16 protein-coding genes are annotated in these 16,488 nt (G+C 71.6%); 12 read left to right on the forward strand and 4 right to left on the reverse strand.

Annotated elements, in window-relative coordinates:
• Window positions 1-20 precede the first annotated feature (20 nt).
• Together NYE39_RS16320 and NYE39_RS16325 are read right to left on the reverse strand one after the other, a co-directional pair.
• Window positions 21-1,097, reverse strand: coding sequence for a threonine aldolase family protein (locus tag NYE39_RS16320; RefSeq protein WP_072624161.1), 1,077 nt, complete (start codon window positions 1,095-1,097; stop codon window positions 21-23).
• Window positions 1,094-3,331 carry a DUF6421 family protein gene (locus tag NYE39_RS16325; RefSeq protein WP_341013310.1) on the reverse strand — a complete coding sequence of 746 codons (2,238 nt, stop codon included), beginning with the start codon at window positions 3,329-3,331 and terminating at the stop codon, window positions 1,094-1,096. Before NYE39_RS16325 ends, NYE39_RS16320 begins: the two co-directional genes overlap by 4 nt.
• Window positions 3,332-3,437: 106 nt before the next feature.
• On the opposite strand from NYE39_RS16325, the gene NYE39_RS16330 reads away from it, so the two are divergent.
• The 8 genes from NYE39_RS16330 (at window position 3,438) to NYE39_RS16365 (ending at window position 10,993) form a co-directional block, all read left to right on the forward strand.
• Complete coding sequence (locus NYE39_RS16330) at window positions 3,438-4,901, forward strand: NAD-dependent succinate-semialdehyde dehydrogenase (RefSeq protein WP_072624163.1); 1,464 nt, start codon at window positions 3,438-3,440, stop codon at window positions 4,899-4,901.
• Between the two features lie 15 nt (window positions 4,902-4,916).
• Window positions 4,917-5,405: a ribonuclease domain-containing protein gene (locus NYE39_RS16335; RefSeq protein WP_192911730.1), complete on the forward strand. Its 489-nt coding sequence runs from the start codon at window positions 4,917-4,919 to the stop codon at window positions 5,403-5,405.
• Entirely contained in the window at window positions 5,402-5,725 is a 324-nt protein-coding gene (locus tag NYE39_RS16340) for a barstar family protein (RefSeq protein WP_072624165.1), read from the forward strand. Before NYE39_RS16335 ends, NYE39_RS16340 begins: the two co-directional genes overlap by 4 nt.
• A gap of 121 nt (window positions 5,726-5,846) precedes the next feature.
• Complete coding sequence (locus tag NYE39_RS16345) at window positions 5,847-6,341, forward strand: acyl-CoA thioesterase (protein ID WP_341013311.1); 495 nt, start codon at window positions 5,847-5,849, stop codon at window positions 6,339-6,341.
• Window positions 6,338-7,507 carry a 1-deoxy-D-xylulose-5-phosphate reductoisomerase gene (dxr, locus tag NYE39_RS16350; RefSeq protein ID WP_341013312.1) on the forward strand — a complete coding sequence of 390 codons (1,170 nt, stop codon included), beginning with the start codon at window positions 6,338-6,340 and terminating at the stop codon, window positions 7,505-7,507. The genes NYE39_RS16345 and dxr overlap by 4 nt, the downstream gene beginning before the upstream one ends.
• A gap of 12 nt (window positions 7,508-7,519) precedes the next feature.
• Window positions 7,520-8,845, forward strand: a complete 1,326-nt coding sequence (locus tag NYE39_RS16355; protein ID WP_341013313.1) for a M50 family metallopeptidase — start codon at window positions 7,520-7,522, stop codon at window positions 8,843-8,845.
• Between the two features lie 128 nt (window positions 8,846-8,973).
• Entirely contained in the window at window positions 8,974-10,131 is a 1,158-nt protein-coding gene (gene ispG, locus NYE39_RS16360; protein ID WP_072624169.1) for a flavodoxin-dependent (E)-4-hydroxy-3-methylbut-2-enyl-diphosphate synthase, read from the forward strand.
• Between the two features lie 16 nt (window positions 10,132-10,147).
• Window positions 10,148-10,993, forward strand: coding sequence for a GNAT family N-acetyltransferase (locus NYE39_RS16365; protein ID WP_341013314.1), 846 nt, complete (start codon window positions 10,148-10,150; stop codon window positions 10,991-10,993).
• 4 nt (window positions 10,994-10,997) lie between these two features.
• Here the strand turns inward: NYE39_RS16365 and NYE39_RS16370 are convergent, their stop codons facing one another.
• Complete coding sequence (locus NYE39_RS16370; protein WP_072624171.1) at window positions 10,998-11,969, reverse strand: zinc-binding dehydrogenase; 972 nt, start codon at window positions 11,967-11,969, stop codon at window positions 10,998-11,000.
• Between the two features lie 94 nt (window positions 11,970-12,063).
• Here NYE39_RS16370 and poxB point away from each other — a divergent pair, with 94 nt between their 5' ends.
• From poxB to NYE39_RS16390, 4 genes are read left to right on the forward strand one after another with little or no spacing between them, the layout of a single operon-like run.
• Window positions 12,064-13,809: a ubiquinone-dependent pyruvate dehydrogenase gene (poxB, locus tag NYE39_RS16375; RefSeq protein ID WP_192911734.1), complete on the forward strand. Its 1,746-nt coding sequence runs from the start codon at window positions 12,064-12,066 to the stop codon at window positions 13,807-13,809.
• Window positions 13,810-13,826: 17 nt separating this feature from the next.
• Complete coding sequence (locus NYE39_RS16380) at window positions 13,827-14,219, forward strand: DoxX family protein (protein ID WP_192911735.1); 393 nt, start codon at window positions 13,827-13,829, stop codon at window positions 14,217-14,219.
• Window positions 14,220-14,221: 2 nt separating this feature from the next.
• Window positions 14,222-15,097 carry a GNAT family N-acetyltransferase gene (locus NYE39_RS16385; RefSeq protein WP_192911736.1) on the forward strand — a complete coding sequence of 292 codons (876 nt, stop codon included), beginning with the start codon at window positions 14,222-14,224 and terminating at the stop codon, window positions 15,095-15,097.
• Window positions 15,094-15,873 carry an SIR2 family NAD-dependent protein deacylase gene (locus NYE39_RS16390; RefSeq protein WP_269466346.1) on the forward strand — a complete coding sequence of 260 codons (780 nt, stop codon included), beginning with the start codon at window positions 15,094-15,096 and terminating at the stop codon, window positions 15,871-15,873. Before NYE39_RS16385 ends, NYE39_RS16390 begins: the two co-directional genes overlap by 4 nt.
• On the opposite strand, the gene NYE39_RS16395 is transcribed toward NYE39_RS16390, so the two are convergent.
• The gene (locus tag NYE39_RS16395) at window positions 15,867-16,487 is read right to left on the reverse strand and encodes an MSMEG_1061 family FMN-dependent PPOX-type flavoprotein (protein WP_341013316.1); all 621 of its coding nucleotides are present in this window, start codon (window positions 16,485-16,487) and stop codon (window positions 15,867-15,869) included. The genes NYE39_RS16390 and NYE39_RS16395 overlap by 7 nt on opposite strands.
• Window position 16,488 lies beyond the last annotated feature (1 nt).

Here is a 16,488-nt window from a genome sequence, read left to right on the forward strand (position 1 = left end):
CGTCCGGGGTCGGGTGCGCCTCAGGAGAGCTCGGCGCGCACCGCCTCGACGAAGCTGTCGACGTCGCTCTCGGTCGTGTCCCAGGCGCACATCCAGCGCACCTGACCGGTCGTCTCGTCCCAGAAGTAGAAGCGGAAGGACTCCATGAGCCGCTCGCTCGACTCCCGGGCGAGGATCGGGAAGACGGCATTGGCCTCGACCTCGGTGGGCAGGGTGATCCCGTCGATGTCGGCGACGCCGTCGGCGAGGCGGCGGGCCATCGCGTTGGCGTGCTCGGCATTGCGCCGCCACAGGTCGCCCTCGAAGATCGCGAGCAGCTGCGCCGAGACGAAGCGCATCTTGCTCGCCAGCTGCATCGACTGCTTGCGCAGGAAGGTCGCGCCGGTCACCCGGTCGGGGGAGAGGACGACGACGGCCTCGGCGAGCATCGCGCCGATCTTGGTCCCGCCGAGCGAGAGGATGTCGACGCCCGCGTCGGTCGTCAGCTCGCGCAGCTCTACACCGAGGGCCGCCGCGGCATTGGACAGCCGCGAGCCGTCGAGGTGCAGCACCCACCCCATCTCGTGGACGAGGTCGGCGATCGCGCGGATCTCGGCCGGCGTGTAGACGGTGCCGACCTCGGTGGAGTTGGTGATCGAGACGACGCCGACCTGGGCGAAGTGCTCGTCGCCGACCCGGGCCGGGTAGGCGCGGATCAGCTCGGGCGTCAGCTTGCCGTCGGGGGTGTCGATGACGTTGACCTTGAGCCCACCGACCCGCTCGGGTGCGGCGGCCTCGTCGACGTGGATGTGGGCGCTGCTTGTCGTGAGCACCGACCCCCAGCGCGGCGTGCACGCCTGCAGCGCAAGGACATTGGCCCCCGTGCCGTTGAAGACCGGGTAGACCTGCGCCGCCGTGCCGAAGACCTCGGAGAGCACCTCGGTCAGGCGCGCGGTGTAGACGTCCTCGCCGTAGGCGACCTGGTGGCCGCCGTTGGCCGCGACGATCGCGGCGAGCACCTCGGGGTGCACGCCGGCGTAGTTGTCGCTGGCAAACCCGCGGCTCGACGGGTCGTGGAGCGGGGCGAAGGGGGAGGCCTGGGTGGTCGTGTCGGTCACGCGGGGATCCTCTCAGCCGCGGCAGACTCCGCCGCGCGGGGGTCGAGGCTGCCGGTGATGCCGCGGGTGGCCTCGATGACGGGCGCGAGCTTCTTGCGCAGCGCCTCGTAGAAGACGTTGAGCGGGAACTCGTCGGGCTGCACGAGGTCGGTCAGACCCTTGGGCGGGCCGTCGAGGGGCAGGTGCTCGGCCCCCTTCGCCCAGGCCGACGCCGGGTGCGGTGCGACGTAGCCGGCGATGAACTGGTGCGCGGCCATCCAGTGCCCGACCCGGGAGCGGTCGATGCCCTCGCGGTAGAGGGTCTCGACCTCGTCGGAGAGGGCGACGACCGCGGCCGGGACCTGACCCCAGTCGAAGGTCAGCGTGTTGTCGGTCCAGCGCATCGCTCCGCGCTTGTGCAGCCACGCGAAGAGCAGCTGCCCGCCGAGGCCGTCGTAGTTGCGCACCCGGTCGCCGGTGACGGGGAAGCGGAAGAGCCGGTCGAAGAGGATCGCCAGCTGCACGGCGCGGGCGTAGGGGTGCCCCGCCTCCGCGAGCGTCACGCTCTGCCGGAAGGTGTTGAGGTCGCAGCGCAGCTCCTCGAGGGCGTACATCCAAAAGGGCATGCGCTGCTTGATCATGAAGGGGTCGAAGGGGAGGTCCCCGTGGCTGTGCGTGCGGTCGTGGATGAGGTCCCACATCGCGAAGGTCGCCTGGGCGACCTCCTGCGAGGCGACGAGCCGCTCGCCCTCGGGCGGCAGGTCGAGGCCGAGCACCTGCGCGGAGGCGGAGGTCACGCGACGGAAGCGGGCGGCCTCGCGGTCGCAGAAGATCGCGCCCCAGCTGAACTTCGGCACCTCGCGCACGGCGACGGTCTCGGGGAAGAGGACGGCCGAGTTGGTGTCGTAGCCGGGGGTGAAGTCGATGAAGCGGACCGGCAGGAACATCGGGTTGTCGTAGGTGGCCTCGACGTCGGCGAGCCACTGCGGCCACATGACGTCGAAGAGCACGGCCTCGAAGACCCGGTCGAGGTTGCCGTTTTGCGTGTACATGGGGAAGACGGCGAGGTGCTGCGTGCCCTCGACGCGGTGCTGGTCGGGGCGGAAGGCCATGAGCGAGTCGAGGAAGTCGGGCACCCCGAAGCCGCCGTCGACCCACCGCTGCAGGTCGACGGGCAGCGCGGCGAGGTAGTCGGCGTCGTGCGGGAAGCGCGGCGCGAGCTCGGTGATCCGCTCGGCCATGACGGCCACGAGCGCGCTCGCCCGCTCGCGGTCGGCGTCCTCGGCGAGCGAGCCGTCCTTGGTCTGCATGAGCCGCAGCTCCTCCACGGCGGCCTTCAGCGCGACCCATGCGGGGCTCCCCTCCACGTTGGTCGAGGCGGTGAGGCCGCCCGCGGCCGAACCCTCGAGACCCTCCACCCCGCTGGTCGAGGTGCGAAGGCCGCCTGCGGCCTGAGCCTCGAGACCCGAACCTTCGAGACCTCGCGCCCCGTTCCCCGCCCACGTCACGAGATTCACCCAGAACTCCTCGTGGTCGAGCTCACCGATCGAGTCGTCCCCGACGAGGTCGGAGTCGGCGAGCACGACGACGCGGCCGGCGCCGTGCTGCACGGTGACGGCGAGCGGCTGGGCCGCGGGGTGGGCGGTGGCGGAGGTGCGGGCGAGGACGCGCGCACCCGGAGCGCCGGAGACGTCGATGGTCCCGGCGCGGTAGAAGCACAGCTCGCCGATGCCGGCCATGACGCCCTGCCCGGGGCCGGTGCTCGTCTCGCCGAGGATCCAGGTCGCGTTGCCCTGGTGGCGGCGGCCGCCGTCGGCGCGCTCGTGGACGAGCGTGGAGACGATCTTCAGGCCGAAGGGAGCCAGCAGCTCGTTGAGGTTGTTGCCGTGGGCGTCGTGGTCGCACTCGCCGAGCACGACGAGACCGCCCCCCTTCGCCACGTGGTCGGTGACGGCGGTGACCTCGGCGGGGGAGAGGACCGGCGGCAGGTCGCCGGCGACGCGCTCGCTGGAGGCGGCAGCGGGGTGCGCGATGACGAGGACGTCGGTGCCGGCCAGCGCCGCCGGCGTCAGCTCACCGTCGGTGTGGGCCAGGACCTCGGTGCCGCGCTCGCGCAGGACCGCGGCGGCCCGGGCGAGGCTCGCGTCGCCGGGGTTGGCGGGGTTCATCCGCGCGGCGAGCTCGGGGTCGATGGACCACGCGCTGCTGTGCGCCTGGTCGAGGAGCACCCGGGCGAAGGGGGTCGTGACAGTCATTGCGGCCTCCGGCGGCGAAATCTGGAAGTTCAACGCTCATAGCGTGGCAAAACCGAAGGATTTGCGCCAGTCGCCCAATGCGGCCGTTGGTCGTAACGTAGACCCCATGACAGCCGTGACGCAGAAGTCAGCCCTCGAGTACGCCCCCACGCAGCTCTTCATCGGGGGGCAGTGGCGCGACGCCGGTGACGGCGCCACCTTCGCCGTGAGCGACCCGGCGACGGGCAAGACCCTCGTCGAGGTCGCCGACGCGACCGTCGCCGACGGCAAGGCAGCGCTCGACGCCGCCGTCGCCGCGCAGGCCGAGTGGGCCGCGACCGACCCGCGGGTGCGCTCGGAGATCCTGCGCTCGGCCTTCGAGCTCATCACCGAGCGGGCCGACACCTTCGCCATGCTCATGACCCTCGAGATGGGCAAGCCCCTGGCCGAGTCGCGCGGCGAGGTGACCTACGGCGGCGAGTTCTTCCGCTGGTTCGCCGAGGAGGCCGTGCGCATCCACGGGCGCTACGCCGTCGCCCCGAGCGGCGGTACCCGCCTGATGACGATGAAGCAGCCCGTCGGGCCGGTCTTCGCCATCACGCCGTGGAACTTCCCGCTCGCCATGGGCACCCGCAAGATCGGCCCCGCAATCGCCGCCGGCTGCACCACCGTCGTCAAGCCGGCCCACGAGACGCCGCTGACGATGCTCGCCCTGGCCCGACTGCTCGAGGAGGTCGGCCTGCCCGCCGGCGTGCTCAACGTCGTGCCGACGAGCTCCTCGAGCGAGGTGAGCGAGCCGATCATCCGCGACCCGCGCCTGCGCAAGCTGACCTTCACCGGCTCCACGGCCGTCGGGAAGAGGCTCGTCGAGCAGTCCTCCGAGCAGCTGCTGCGCACCTCCATGGAGCTCGGGGGCAATGCCCCCTTCGTCGTCTTCGAGGACGCCGACCTCGAGCGCGCCGTCGAGGGTGCGATGCTCGCCAAGATGCGCAACATCGGCGAGGCCTGCACCTCCGCCAACCGCTTCATCGTCCACGAGTCGGTCGCTTCCGACTTCGCCGCAGCCCTGGCCGACCGCATGGGCGCCCTGACCATGGGCAAGGGCACGACGAAGGGGGTCGACGTCGGCCCGCTCATCACCGAGAAGGCGCGCGCCGGAGTCGCCGAGCTCGTCGACGACGCGGTCTCGCAGGGCGCCCGGGCCCTCGTCGGTGGCGAGGTGCCCTCGGGCAAGGGCTGGTTCTACCCGCCGACGGTCCTCACCGACGTCCCCGCGAGCGCCCGCGTGCTCACCGAGGAGATCTTCGGCCCGGTCGCCCCGATCACGACCTTCAGCACCGAGGAGGAGGCCGTCGCTCTGGCCAACTCCACCGAGTACGGCCTCGTCGCCTACGTCTTCACCGAGAACACCTCTCGGACGATCCGCGTCGCCGAGGGGCTCGAGTTCGGCATGGTCGGGATCAACCAGGGCGTCGTCTCCAACCCCTCGGCCCCCTTCGGCGGGGTCAAGCACTCCGGCTTCGGCCGCGAAGGGGGATTCGAGGGCATCGAGGAGTACCTCGAGACCAAGTACGTCGGCCTGGCGCTCTGACGCGGGCTCACCGAGTTGTCGAAGACCTGGCGGACCCGGCTCCAGCTCGCCGGGGGAGTTCTGCTGATCCTGCTCGCGGCCTGGATCGTCATCACCGGTGGTGGCGGCGACTCCTCGCCGGGCGGGTCGACCACCTCCGCCGCGACATCGGCGACCTCGCAGACCGAGGCCGGGGAGCCCCCTTCGGGCACGACGGAGTCCGGCTCCACGCCGGACTCCGGGCTCGAGACGATCGCTGAGTCGCAGCTGCCGCCGGAGGGTCGGGAGACGCTCGAGCTGATCCGCTCCGACGGCCCCTTCCCCTACGACCGGGACGGCATCACCTTCGGCAACCGCGAGGGGATCCTGCCGGACCAGTCGCGGGGCTACTACCGCGAGTACACGGTGCCGACACCCGGCGAGGACGACCGCGGCGCGCGGCGGATCGTCGGCGGGCAGGACGGCGACCGCTACTACACGGACGATCACTACGCGAGCTTCGCCCAGATCGAGGAGGGGCAGTGATCCACATCGAGGCCGCTGGGGTCGACGGGCTGCTCGCCCGCGCGGTCACCGGCACCGACCACGTGCACCTCGTCGACGGCGGCTCCGGGCGGGAGGAGACCTACGACCGCTTCGCCGAGGCGCTCGTGCTGCCCGAGCACTTCGGGCGCAACCTCGACGCCCTCATGGACTGCCTGCGCGACGTCGCCGACCGGCACGACGGGCCGTGGACGCTCGTGTGGCGCCCGAGCCACGGCGGCGCAGACCCGGGTGTGCTCGACGTGCTCGGTGACCTCGACGACGAGTACCCGGACCTGAGCATCGTGGTGGCCGATCGCTGAGGGGTCTTTCCGCTGGTCGAGGTGGCCGAGCGCCAGCGAGGCCCTCGAGACCGCTCGCCGGGTCTCGAGGCTCGGCCGCGGGCGGCCTCGCACCTCGACCAACGTGGGGGATGATGACGCGGTGACGACACCCACCGACACCCGCATCACCCTCTCCCGCGTCATGTCCCAGGCCGAGGCCAACCTCCTGGGCAATGTGCACGGCGGCAACATCATGAAGATGGTCGACGACACCGCCGGCGTCTCGGCCAACCGCTTCGCGCAGGGGCCGGCCGTCACGGCGGCGATGGACGAGATGGCCTTCCTCAACCCCGTGCGCGTCGGCGACGTGCTCCACGTGAGCGCCCAGGTCAACTGGGCCGGTACCTCGTCGATGGAGGTCGGCGTGCGGGCCGAGGTCGACCGCTGGGACGCCGTCACCGAGCGCGTCCACGTCGCGAGCGCCTACCTCGTCTTCGTGGCCGTCGATGCCGAAGGGGGGACCCGTCACGTCCCCGAGCTGAGCATCGAGACGCCCGAGGAGCAGCGGCGATTCCGTGAGGCCGAGATCCGCCGGGCCCACCGGCTCGCCCGTCGCGAGGCCATCGAGTCGAGCCGTCGGGAGGAGCGCGCGTGAGCACGCGCGTCACCCTGCTCGGCTCGACCGGGTCGATCGGCACGCAGGGCCTGCAGGTCATCGAGGCCCACCCCGAGCGCTTCGCGGTGGAGGTGCTCGCCGGTGGTGCCAACACGCGGCTGCTCGCCGCCCAGGCCGCGCGCTTTCGCCCTTCGCTCGTCGCGGCTGCTGCCGGCACCCGTGAGGAGCTGACCGCAGCCATCGCCGCCGCGGCCGGTGACCCAGGGTATGCGCCCGAGGTGGTCGTGGGGGAGGGGGCCGCGACGATCGCCGCCGGCGCACCGACCGACGTCGTGCTCAACGGCATCACGGGCGCGATCGGGCTGCGGCCGACGCTGGCGGCGCTGCGCTCCGGCGCCCGCCTGGCGCTGGCCAACAAGGAGTCGCTGATCATCGGCGGCCCGATCGTCAAGGACACCGCCGCGCCCGAACAGATCGTGCCCGTCGACTCCGAGCACTCCGCGATCGCCCAGGCGCTGCGCTCCGGCCGCGCCGACGAGGTGCGCAAGCTCGTCGTCACCGCGAGCGGCGGGCCCTTCCGCGGAATGGACCGCGACGCGCTGCGCGAGGTGACTCCGCAGGCGGCGCTCAAGCACCCGAACTTCGCGATGGGGCGGGTCATCACGACCAACAGCGCGACGCTCGTCAACAAGGGGCTCGAGCTCATCGAGGCGCACCTGCTCTTCGACGTGCCCATGGAGCGCATCGAGGCCGTCGTCCACCCGCAGCAGATCATCCACTCGATGGTCGAGTTCCATGACGGGGCCGTCATCGCCCAGCTCGGGCTGCCGACGATGCTCGCGCCCATCGCGCTCGGGCTGTCGTGGCCGGAGCGGCTCACCGACGTCGAGACGCCCGTCGACTGGACGCAGGCGCAGGACTGGCGCTTCGAGCCGCTCGACGACGAGGCCTTCCCGGCGGTGCGGCTCGCCCAGCAGGTCGGCGCCGCCGGCGGCACCCACCCGGCCGTCTACAACGCGGCCAACGAGGTCGGCGTCGACGCCTTCCACGACGGTGCGGCGCGCTTCACCGACATCGTCGACACGATCGAGCAGGTGCTGCAACGGCACGACGACGCGCGCTTCGACGCGCACACGGTCGAGGGCGTGCTCGCGGCCGACGCCTGGGCTCGCGACGAGGCGGCCGGGCTGCTCAGGACCGCGTGAGACGATCGGGGCATGCTCTATCTGCTGGGGGTCCTGCTTGCCGTCATCGGCATCGCGCTGTCGATCGCGTTGCACGAGATCGGCCACCTGGTCCCGGCCAAGAAGTTCGGCCTGCGGGTGCCGCAGTACATGGTCGGCTTCGGCCCGACGGTCTGGTCGCGCCGTCGCGGTGAGACCGAGTACGGCATCAAGGCGATCCCCCTGGGCGGCTACATCCGGATGATCGGGATGTTCCCGCCGGCCAAGGACGGGCGGGTGCGCACCACGAGCACCGGGCGGATGAGCCAGCTCGTCGACGAGGCCCGGCAGCAGAGCTTCGAGGAGGTCCGCCCCGAGGACGAGGGCCGGATGTTCTACCAGCTGCCGATCTGGAAGCGGATCGTCATCATGATGGGCGGCCCGGTGATGAACCTGCTCATCGCCCTCGCCGTCCTCGGCGGCATCTGGACGATGAACGGCCTGGCCGTGACGACGACGACCGTCTCGGCGGTCAACGAGTGCGTCGACATCAAGGAGATGGGCCAGACCGCGGCGACCGAGTGCACCGATGACATGCCCGTCGCCCCGGCCAACGAGGCCGGGCTCAGGCCCGGCGACACGATCACCTCGATCAACGGCACGCAGGTCTCGACGTGGACCGACGTGCGCACCGAGATCCGCGCCAACCTCGACAAGCCCCTGACGATGACCGTCGACCGCGACGGCTCGACCCGCACCCTCGAGGCCGACCCGATCGTGCTCGACATGCCGGTCTACGACGACAACGGCCGCGCCGAGACCGACGCGACCGGGCAGGTGCGCACCGAGCGCGCCGGCTTCCTCGGCGCCACCGGCAGCCAGGAGATGCAGCAGCAACCGATCACGGCCGTGCCCGGGCTCTTCGCCGAGCAGCTCGGCCAGACCTACAGCCTGCTCGTGCGCATCCCGCAAAAGCTCGTCGGCGTCGCGGAGGCGGCCTTCGGCAGCGGTGAGCGCGACCCCGAGGGGCCGATGTCGGTCGTCGGCGTGGGCCGGGTCGCCGGTGAGGTGGCCAGCTCCGACATCTTCGGCGACACGAGCGACAAGGCGATCCTGCTGCTCAGCCTGCTCGGCTCGCTCAACCTCGTGCTCTTCGCCTTCAACACCGTGCCCCTGCTCCCGCTCGACGGCGGCCACGTGGCCGGCGCCCTGTGGGAGGCGGTCAAGAAGGGGTGGGCGAAGCTGCGGGGCCTGCCCGACCCGGGCCCGGTCGACGTCGCCAAGGCGCTGCCGCTGGCCTATGTCGTCGCCCTCGCCTTCATCGGCATGACCCTGCTGCTCGTCTACGCCGACATCGTCAAGCCGGTGAAGCTGACCTAGGTCTCGAGGCTCGGGCGCGGGGCGCCCTCGCACCGCCCACGCGGAACGTGGGACCCAGACCACCGGTGGGGGTGCTTCGAAGCCAGGGCCACAGCGGACATCCAGCATCGAGGTCGCATAATGGGGGCATGAGCGTCTCCCTCGGTATGCCCAAGGCTCCGGCCCCCGTGCTCGCGCCCCGTCGCCAGACCCGGCAGATCAAGGTGGGGTCGGTCGGCGTCGGTAGTGAGTCGCCGATCTCGGTGCAGTCGATGACGACGACGCTCACCTCCGACGTCAACACCACGCTGCAGCAGATCGCCGAGCTCACCGCCGCCGGCTGCGACATCGTGCGCGTGGCCTGCCCGAGCCAGGACGACGCCGACGCGCTCGCCGAGATCGCCCAGCACAGCCAGATCCCGGTCATCGCCGACATCCACTTCCAGCCCAAGTACGTCTTCCAGGCGATCGAGGCCGGCTGCGCCGCGGTCCGGGTCAACCCCGGCAACATCCGCAAGTTCGACGACCAGGTCAAGGAGATCGCCAAGGCAGCCAAGGACCACGGCACCTCGATCCGCATCGGCGTCAACGCCGGCAGCCTCGACAAGCGACTGCTCGAGAAGTACGGCAAGGCCACGCCCGAGGCGCTCGTCGAGTCGGCCGTCTGGGAGGCCAGCCTCTTCGAGGAGCACGACTTCCACGACTTCAAGATCTCGGTCAAGCACAACGACCCCGTGACCATGGTCCGGGCCTACGAGCTGCTCGCCGAGGCCGGCGACTGGCCGCTGCACCTCGGTGTCACCGAGGCAGGCCCCGCCTTCCAGGGCACGATCAAGTCGGCGACGGCCTTCGGCGCCCTGCTGTCGAAGGGGATCGGCGACACCATCCGCGTCTCCCTCTCGGCCCCGCCGGTCGAGGAGATCAAGGTCGGCCAGCAGATCCTGCAGTCGCTCGGCCTGCGTCCGCGCAAGCTCGAGATCGTCTCCTGCCCGAGCTGCGGCCGCGCCCAGGTCGACGTCTACAAGCTCGCCGACGAGGTCACCGCCGGGCTCGAAGGGATGACCGTCCCCCTTCGCGTCGCCGTCATGGGCTGCGTCGTCAACGGCCCCGGCGAGGCCCGCGAGGCCGACCTCGGTGTCGCCTCGGGCAACGGCAAGGGCCAGATCTTCGTCAAGGGCGAGGTCATCAAGACCGTCCCCGAGAGCAAAATCGTCGAGACGCTCATCGAGGAGGCCCTGCGCATCGCCGAGGAGATGGGCGAGTCCGTCGACGGCGAGGACGCCGGGGCCACCGTCACGGTGGGCTGAGCCCTAGGCTGGCGGGGTGCTGCGCACCCGTAACCCCACCCGGCTGCTCGGCGTCGACGACGTCGATGCCGCTCTCGACCTGTGCGCGCGCGACCCCGCGGCCAATGTCTTCGTCGCGAGCCGGATCCTCGACGGGGGACTGGGCGCCGGGTCGACCGCCGCCTACGGGTGGTTCGAGGACGGCCGGCTCGAGGGGCTGGTGTGGACCATCGCCAATGTCGTGCCCGTCGGCACCTCCGACGCGAGCTGGAGCCACCTGGCGGCGCAGGTGCGCAAGGTGCGCCGGCGCTGCGCCTCCTTCCTCGGGCCGCGCACCGAGGTCGCCGGCCTGTGGGGGGCGACCCAGCACGACTTCCCCAGGCCCCGGGCGGTGCGGGCCGAACAGCCGCTCATGGGCACGCACACGCCGCCGTCGCAGCTCGGGGTGCAGCTCGACTCCCGCGTACGCCCGGCGACCGTCGACGAGGTCGACCTCGTCCTGCCTGCCGCCGAGCACATGTTCACCGCCGAGATCGGCTACCGGCCCTACACCGGCAACTCCTCCTTCTACCGCGACTCGATCTGGCGTCTCATCCGCGCCGGGCGCACCTATGTCGTCATCGAGCGCGGTCGGGTGATCTTCAAGGCCGACGTCGGCTCGGTCGGGCTCGGGGCGATGCAGATCCAGGGGGTCTGGGTCGCGCCCGAGCTGCGCGGGCAAGGCCTGGCCGCCGGCTTCATGGCGTCGATGGTCGAGCAGGCGATGCTCGACCACGCCCCCTTCGCCACGCTCTACGTCAACGACTTCAACGCGCCGGCGCTCGCGACCTACCGGCGCATCGGCATGGAGCGGCTCGGGACCTTTTCGACGATCCTCTTCTAGAGCCTCAGAGGGTGAAGACGATCTTGCCGACCTGGTCGCCCGCGACCATCTGCTCGAAGCCCTCACGGGCCCGCTCCAGCGGGAGCTCGGCGTGGACGAGCGGGCGGGCGCCGGTCGAGTGCAGCAGCTGCACGAGAGCGTCGAGCTCGTCGCGCGTGCCCATCGTCGAGCCGATGACGCTCAGCTGGAGGAAGAAGACGTGGGTGAGCATCGCGTCGTCGACCTGCGGGCCGCTCGTCGTGCCCGAGATGACGATCCGGCCGCCGGGTCGAAGGGAGCGCACCGAGTGCTCCCACGTGGCGCGACCGACGGTCTCCATGACGGCGTCGACCTTGACCGGCAGGCGTTCGCCGGACGCGAAGACCTCGTGCGCGCCGATCTCGAGGCCCCGCGCCCGCTTGTCCTCGCTGCGCGAGGTCGCGTAGACCCGCAGGCCGGCGGCCCGCGCCAGGGTGATGAGCGCGGTCGAGACGCCGCCGCCGACGCCCTGGACGAGTACCGACTCGCCGGGACGCAGGCCACCCCGGACGAAGAGCATGCGGTAGGCCGTGAGCCACGCGGTCGGCAGGCAGGCCGCCTCGACCATGCTCAACCCCTCGGGCTTGGGCACGAGGTTGCGGCGGGGGACGACCACGGTCTCGGCGAAGGTGCCCTGGTAGCGCTCGGAAAGCAGCGAGCGTCGCGGGTCGGTCGTCTCATCGGCGCCGGTGAAGCCGGGGTCGTTGATCACGGCGTGGACGACGACCTCGTTGCCCTCCTCGTCAAGGCCCGCGGCATCGCAGCCGAGGATCATCGGCAGCGCGTCGGCCTTGAGTCCCTGACCCCGCAGCGACCACACGTCGTGGTGGTTGAGCGCGGCGGCCTTGACGGTGACTCGAGCCCAGCCCTCCGGTGCCTGTGGGTCGGGGCGCTCCCCGACGACGAGCCCGGCCAGCGGGTCCTTGCTGTTGATGCTCTCGGCGTACACGGCGCGCATCGGTGCGCTCCCTTCGATCGGGGACGATGCGCCCTACTCTGCCACCGGGCACTAGCGTGGGCATTACCGACTGTTCCCGAGCAAGGAGTTGCGCATGGGCACCATCGCCGACAACGTCATCGCCACCCTCAGGGCCAACGGGGTCACCCGCGCCTACGGCGTGCCGGGGGACTCGCTCAACGGCTTCACCGAGGCCATGCGCCGGGACGGATCGATCGCCTGGCGGCTGGTGCGCCACGAGGAGTCCGCCGCCTTCGCCGCCGCGGCCGATGCCGAGCTCACCGGCGACCTGGCCGTCGTCCTCGGCAGCTGCGGCCCTGGCAACCTCCACCTCATCAACGGTCTCTTCGACGCGCAGCGCAGCCGGGTGCCGGTGCTCGCCATCGCGGCCCAGATCCCGAGCTCAGAGATCGGCAGCGGCTACTTCCAGGAGACCCACCCGCAGGAGCTCTTCCGAGAGTGCAGCGTCTGGGCAGAGATGGTCACCGACGCCTCGCAGATGCCGCGGATGCTCGAGACCGCGATGCGCGCGGCGATCCAGGAGCGCGGGGTCGCCGTGCTCGTCGTCCCCGGAGACGTCGCCCAGACCGAGGCCGCCGACGAGCGGGTGACCGTCGTCGAGCGGGCCCGCGCGCGGATCGTCCCCGCCCCAGACCAGCTCGAGCGGGCCGCGCAGCTGCTCGGCGCGTCGAAGCGCACCACCCTGCTCGTCGGGGCCGGGGCAGCAGGAGCGAAGGACGACGTCCTCGCCCTCGCGGACCTGCTCGCGGCACCGGTGGTGCACACCCTTCGCTCCAAGCAGGACATCGAGGGGGACAACCCCTTCGACGTCGGCCTGACCGGCCTGCTCGGTTTCGCCTCCGGCTACCGGGCGATGGAGGAGGCCGAGACCGTGCTCATGCTCGGCACCGACTTCCCCTACCGGCAGTTCTACCCGGAGGGCGCGCGCTTCATCCAGGTGGACACCAGGGGCGAGCACCTCGGGCGGCGGGTGCCGCTCGACCTCGGGCTCGTCGGCGATGTCGGCGACACGATCCGGGCCCTGCTGCCGCTGCTGCAGCCGGCCCGCGACCGCAAGCACCTCGAGGACTCGGTCAAGCACTACCGCAAGACGCGCGACAAGCTCGACGAGCTCGCCGAGCCGCCCAAGAAGGGACTGCTCGGGGGCCGCAAGCACGAGGCGATCCACCCCCAGTACCTCGCTCGGCTCGTCGACGAGATCGCCGCCGACGACGCCGTCTTCATCCCCGACGTCGGCTCGCCCGTCGTCTACGCCGCGCGCTACCTCGAGTGCCGGGGTGACCGGCGGCTCATCGGCTCCTTCATCCACGGGTCGATGGCCAATGCCGTGCCGCAGGCCGTCGGCGCGCAACTCGCGCAGCCCGAGCGGCAGGTCGTCACGCTGAGCGGTGACGGTGGCCTGGCGATGCTCATGGGCGAGCTGCTCACCGTGCGCCAGCACGACCTGCCGATCAAGATCGTCGTGCTCAACAACTCCTCGCTCAACTTCGTCGAGCTCGAGATGAAGGCCGCCGGCCTGCCCGGCTTCGGCACCGACCTGCACAATCCCGACTTCTCGCAGGTCGCCGAGGCCTGCGGCATCAAGGGCTGGCGGGTCACCGAGGCCGCCGATCTCGAGACGAGCCTGCGCGAGGCCTTCGCCCACGACGGCCCGGCGCTCGTCGACGTCGTCACCGAACGCCAGGAGCTGACGATCCCGCCGGCGATCTCCGCCGAGCAGGTCAAGGGCTTCACCCTCTACGCCTTGCGTACCGTGATGTCCGGACGCGGCGACGAGCTGCTCGACCTGTCGCGGGTCAACCTGCGACAGATCCTCTGAGAGGGAGACGAGACCTGATGACCCGACCCGACCTGCCCACGACCGGCCTGGCTGTCCTCCTCGTCGGCGGTGGGGTGCTGCACCTCGTGCGTCCCGAGGTCTACGAGCCGATCATCCCCGCGCCCCTGCGCGGGCGGGCCAGAGAGCTCGTCCTCGCCTCAGGGGTCGCCGAGATCGCCTGCGGTGCAGGGCTGCTCGTGCCGGCGACGCGCCCGGCCGCCGGCTGGGCCAGCGCGGCGCTCCTCCTCGGGGTGCTGCCGGCCAATGTCCAGATGAGCGTCGACCACGGGCGTCGGGCACGGCGCAAGGGCACGCCGCAGGCGGTCGGTTTCTTCGCCGGGACGCTGGCCCGGCTGCCGCTCCAGTGGCCCCTGGTGCGCACGGCGCTGCGCGCCGCCCGGGGCGGCTGACGATGAGCACGCTCGAGTGGTCGCCCACGACGGAGGAGGACGTCGCCTCGCTCGTCCGCCTCGGGCAGGCCTGCCTCGACCGCGACGGCGGGCTGCCCGACCTCGCCGACCCGCAGCACCTGCGCGACGGCTACCTCACCGACCTGTCGATCTGCGGGCGGGACGAGCTCGGTGACATCGTCGCGGCGGCCGCCATCGGCATCAGTGCCGACGGCTCTCGGACGGCGACCGGCCTGATCGACCCCGCCGCCATGGGGCAGGGGATCGGGCAGGAGATCGCCGACTGGGTCATCGGCCACTCGGTGGGCCCGGTGCGCTTCGTCCTGGACTCGGTGAGCCCCGAGGCGGAGACCCTCTTCGCCGAGCTCGGTCTGCACCGCGGCTTCGCGGAGTCGATCATGCGGCACAGCCTGCGCTCGATCCCCTTCGTCCGGCGTCCCGAGGACATCGTGACCCTGCCCTTCACCGACGACACCTCCGAGGCCTTCCGCCACGCCTACGCCGCCTCCTTCGGTGACCGGCCCGGCTACACCGCCGGCAGCTCCCGTGCCTGGGGTCGGTGGCTGCGCGAGCAGCGCGGCTTCCAGCCGGAGGACTCGCGGGTCGCGATGGACCGCAGCGGCCACGTCGCCGGCTTCGTCACCCTCTCCGACGGGTGGATCGAGGAGGTCGGGGTCGTCCCCGAGTGGCGCGGCCACCGGCTCGGCGCCCACCTCGTCGCCCGCTCGCTCACGGCCCTCCAGCGGGCCGGTGCCGACGAGGTCTGGCTGGCCGTCGGCTGCGACAACCCCGCCCGCTCGCTCTACGAACGCCTCGGCTTCCGGGGCCACGGCACCCGTGCCCAGTACGAGCAGCCGACCATCTCGGAGGGATCATGACCGACGTCGAGAACGAGTCCATGACGATTCCCGACGAGGTGGTCGACGCCGTGCGCGGCGCCCGCCGCGTCCTCGTCCTCTCCGGGGCCGGGATGAGCGCGGAGTCGGGCGTGCCGACCTTCCGTGATGCCCAGACCGGGCTGTGGGAGGAGTTCGACCCGAGCCAGCTGGCGACGGCCGAGGCCTTCCGGCTGGATCCTCCCTTCGTCTGGGCCTGGTACGCGTGGCGGATGCAGCTGGTCCGCGGCGTCGAGCCCAACGACGGTCACCGGGCGCTCGCCGAGCTCGCCGGCCTGCGTGAGGTGACGATCTCGACGCAGAACGTCGATGACCTCCACGAGCGCGCCGGCTCGGCCGTCGCCGCGCACCTGCACGGGTCGATCTTCGCGCTGCGGTGCAGCGACTGCGAGACCCCCTACGACGGTGACGTCGACCTGCCCGCGGAGCCGACCGAGCGCATCGACCCGCCGACCTGCCCGCAGTGCGAAGGGGACGTGCGTCCCGGTGTCGTGTGGTTCGGTGAGGTCCTGCCGGACGACGCCGTCGCCGCGACCGAGGCGGCCATCGAGGCCCTCGAGCCGGGCGACGTGGTCCTCGTCATCGGCACCTCCGGCATCGTCTACCCGGCCGCGGGCTACCCGGCGATGGCGCGGGCCGAGGGCGCGACGGTCGTGGAGGTCAACCCCGTCGACACCGAGATCTCCGACATGTGCCACCACGTCGTGCGCGGCACCGCCGCGCAGGTGCTGCCCGAGCTGGTGGCTGCGCTTCAGTAGAGGCCGGTCGAGTACTGCGAGCCGTAGTACTCCTCGAGGGCCTCGATCGTCTCGTCGGGCCGCTCGAGCAGCTGGGCGATCTCGGCGCGGGAGGAGACCGCCGTCGGGTCCCAGTCGTCCGGGTGCCACATGCGACTGCGCATGAAGGCCTTGGCGCAGTGGAAGAAGACCTCCTCGACGTCGATGACGAGGGCGAGCAACGGACGGTGCCCCTTGACGACCATCTCGTCGAACCACGGAGCATCGCGCACCAGGCGAGCCCGCCCGTTGATCCGCAGCGTGTCCCCGCGCCCGGGGATGATGCACACGAGCCCGGCGTGCGGGTTGTCCAGCACGTTGAGGTAGCCGTCGACGCGCCGGTTACCCGGGCGCTCGGCGAGGGCGACGGTGCGCTCGTCGATGACGTGCACGAGCTGTCCGGGCGGGTCTCCCTTGGGGCTGGCATCGGTGCGACCTTCGCTGCCGGCGGTCGCCAGGACGACGAAGGGGGTGTGCTCCAGCCACCGGCGGTGGACCTCGTCGAGGCGGTCGGTGACCTTGTCGCGGGTCCGGGGCAGCGGGTGGCCGACGACGTCACGCAGCTCGTCGACGGTGCGGATGACGTCCTCGCTCATG

The organism is Janibacter sp. FSL W8-0316, assembly GCF_038004165.1.
In the GTDB taxonomy this organism is placed as follows: Bacteria; Actinomycetota; Actinomycetes; order Actinomycetales; family Dermatophilaceae; genus Janibacter; species Janibacter indicus.

Bases quoted from the DNA above. Each gene is read 5' to 3' on its own strand.
- NYE39_RS16325 (WP_341013310.1), bottom strand. From the start codon at position 3,331: ATGACTGTCACGACCCCCTTCGCCCGGGTGCTCCTCGACCAGGCGCAC.
- NYE39_RS16330 (WP_072624163.1), top strand. From the start codon at position 3,438: ATGACAGCCGTGACGCAGAAGTCAGCCCTCGAGTACGCCCCCACGCAG.
- NYE39_RS16355 (WP_341013313.1), top strand. From the start codon at position 7,520: ATGCTCTATCTGCTGGGGGTCCTGCTTGCCGTCATCGGCATCGCGCTG.
- ispG (WP_072624169.1), top strand. From the start codon at position 8,974: ATGAGCGTCTCCCTCGGTATGCCCAAGGCTCCGGCCCCCGTGCTCGCG.
- NYE39_RS16370 (WP_072624171.1), bottom strand. From the start codon at position 11,969: ATGCGCGCCGTGTACGCCGAGAGCATCAACAGCAAGGACCCGCTGGCC.
- poxB (WP_192911734.1), top strand. From the start codon at position 12,064: ATGGGCACCATCGCCGACAACGTCATCGCCACCCTCAGGGCCAACGGG.
- NYE39_RS16380 (WP_192911735.1), top strand. From the start codon at position 13,827: ATGACCCGACCCGACCTGCCCACGACCGGCCTGGCTGTCCTCCTCGTC.
- NYE39_RS16385 (WP_192911736.1), top strand. From the start codon at position 14,222: ATGAGCACGCTCGAGTGGTCGCCCACGACGGAGGAGGACGTCGCCTCG.
- NYE39_RS16390 (WP_269466346.1), top strand. From the start codon at position 15,094: ATGACCGACGTCGAGAACGAGTCCATGACGATTCCCGACGAGGTGGTC.
- NYE39_RS16395 (WP_341013316.1), bottom strand. From the start codon at position 16,487: ATGAGCGAGGACGTCATCCGCACCGTCGACGAGCTGCGTGACGTCGTC.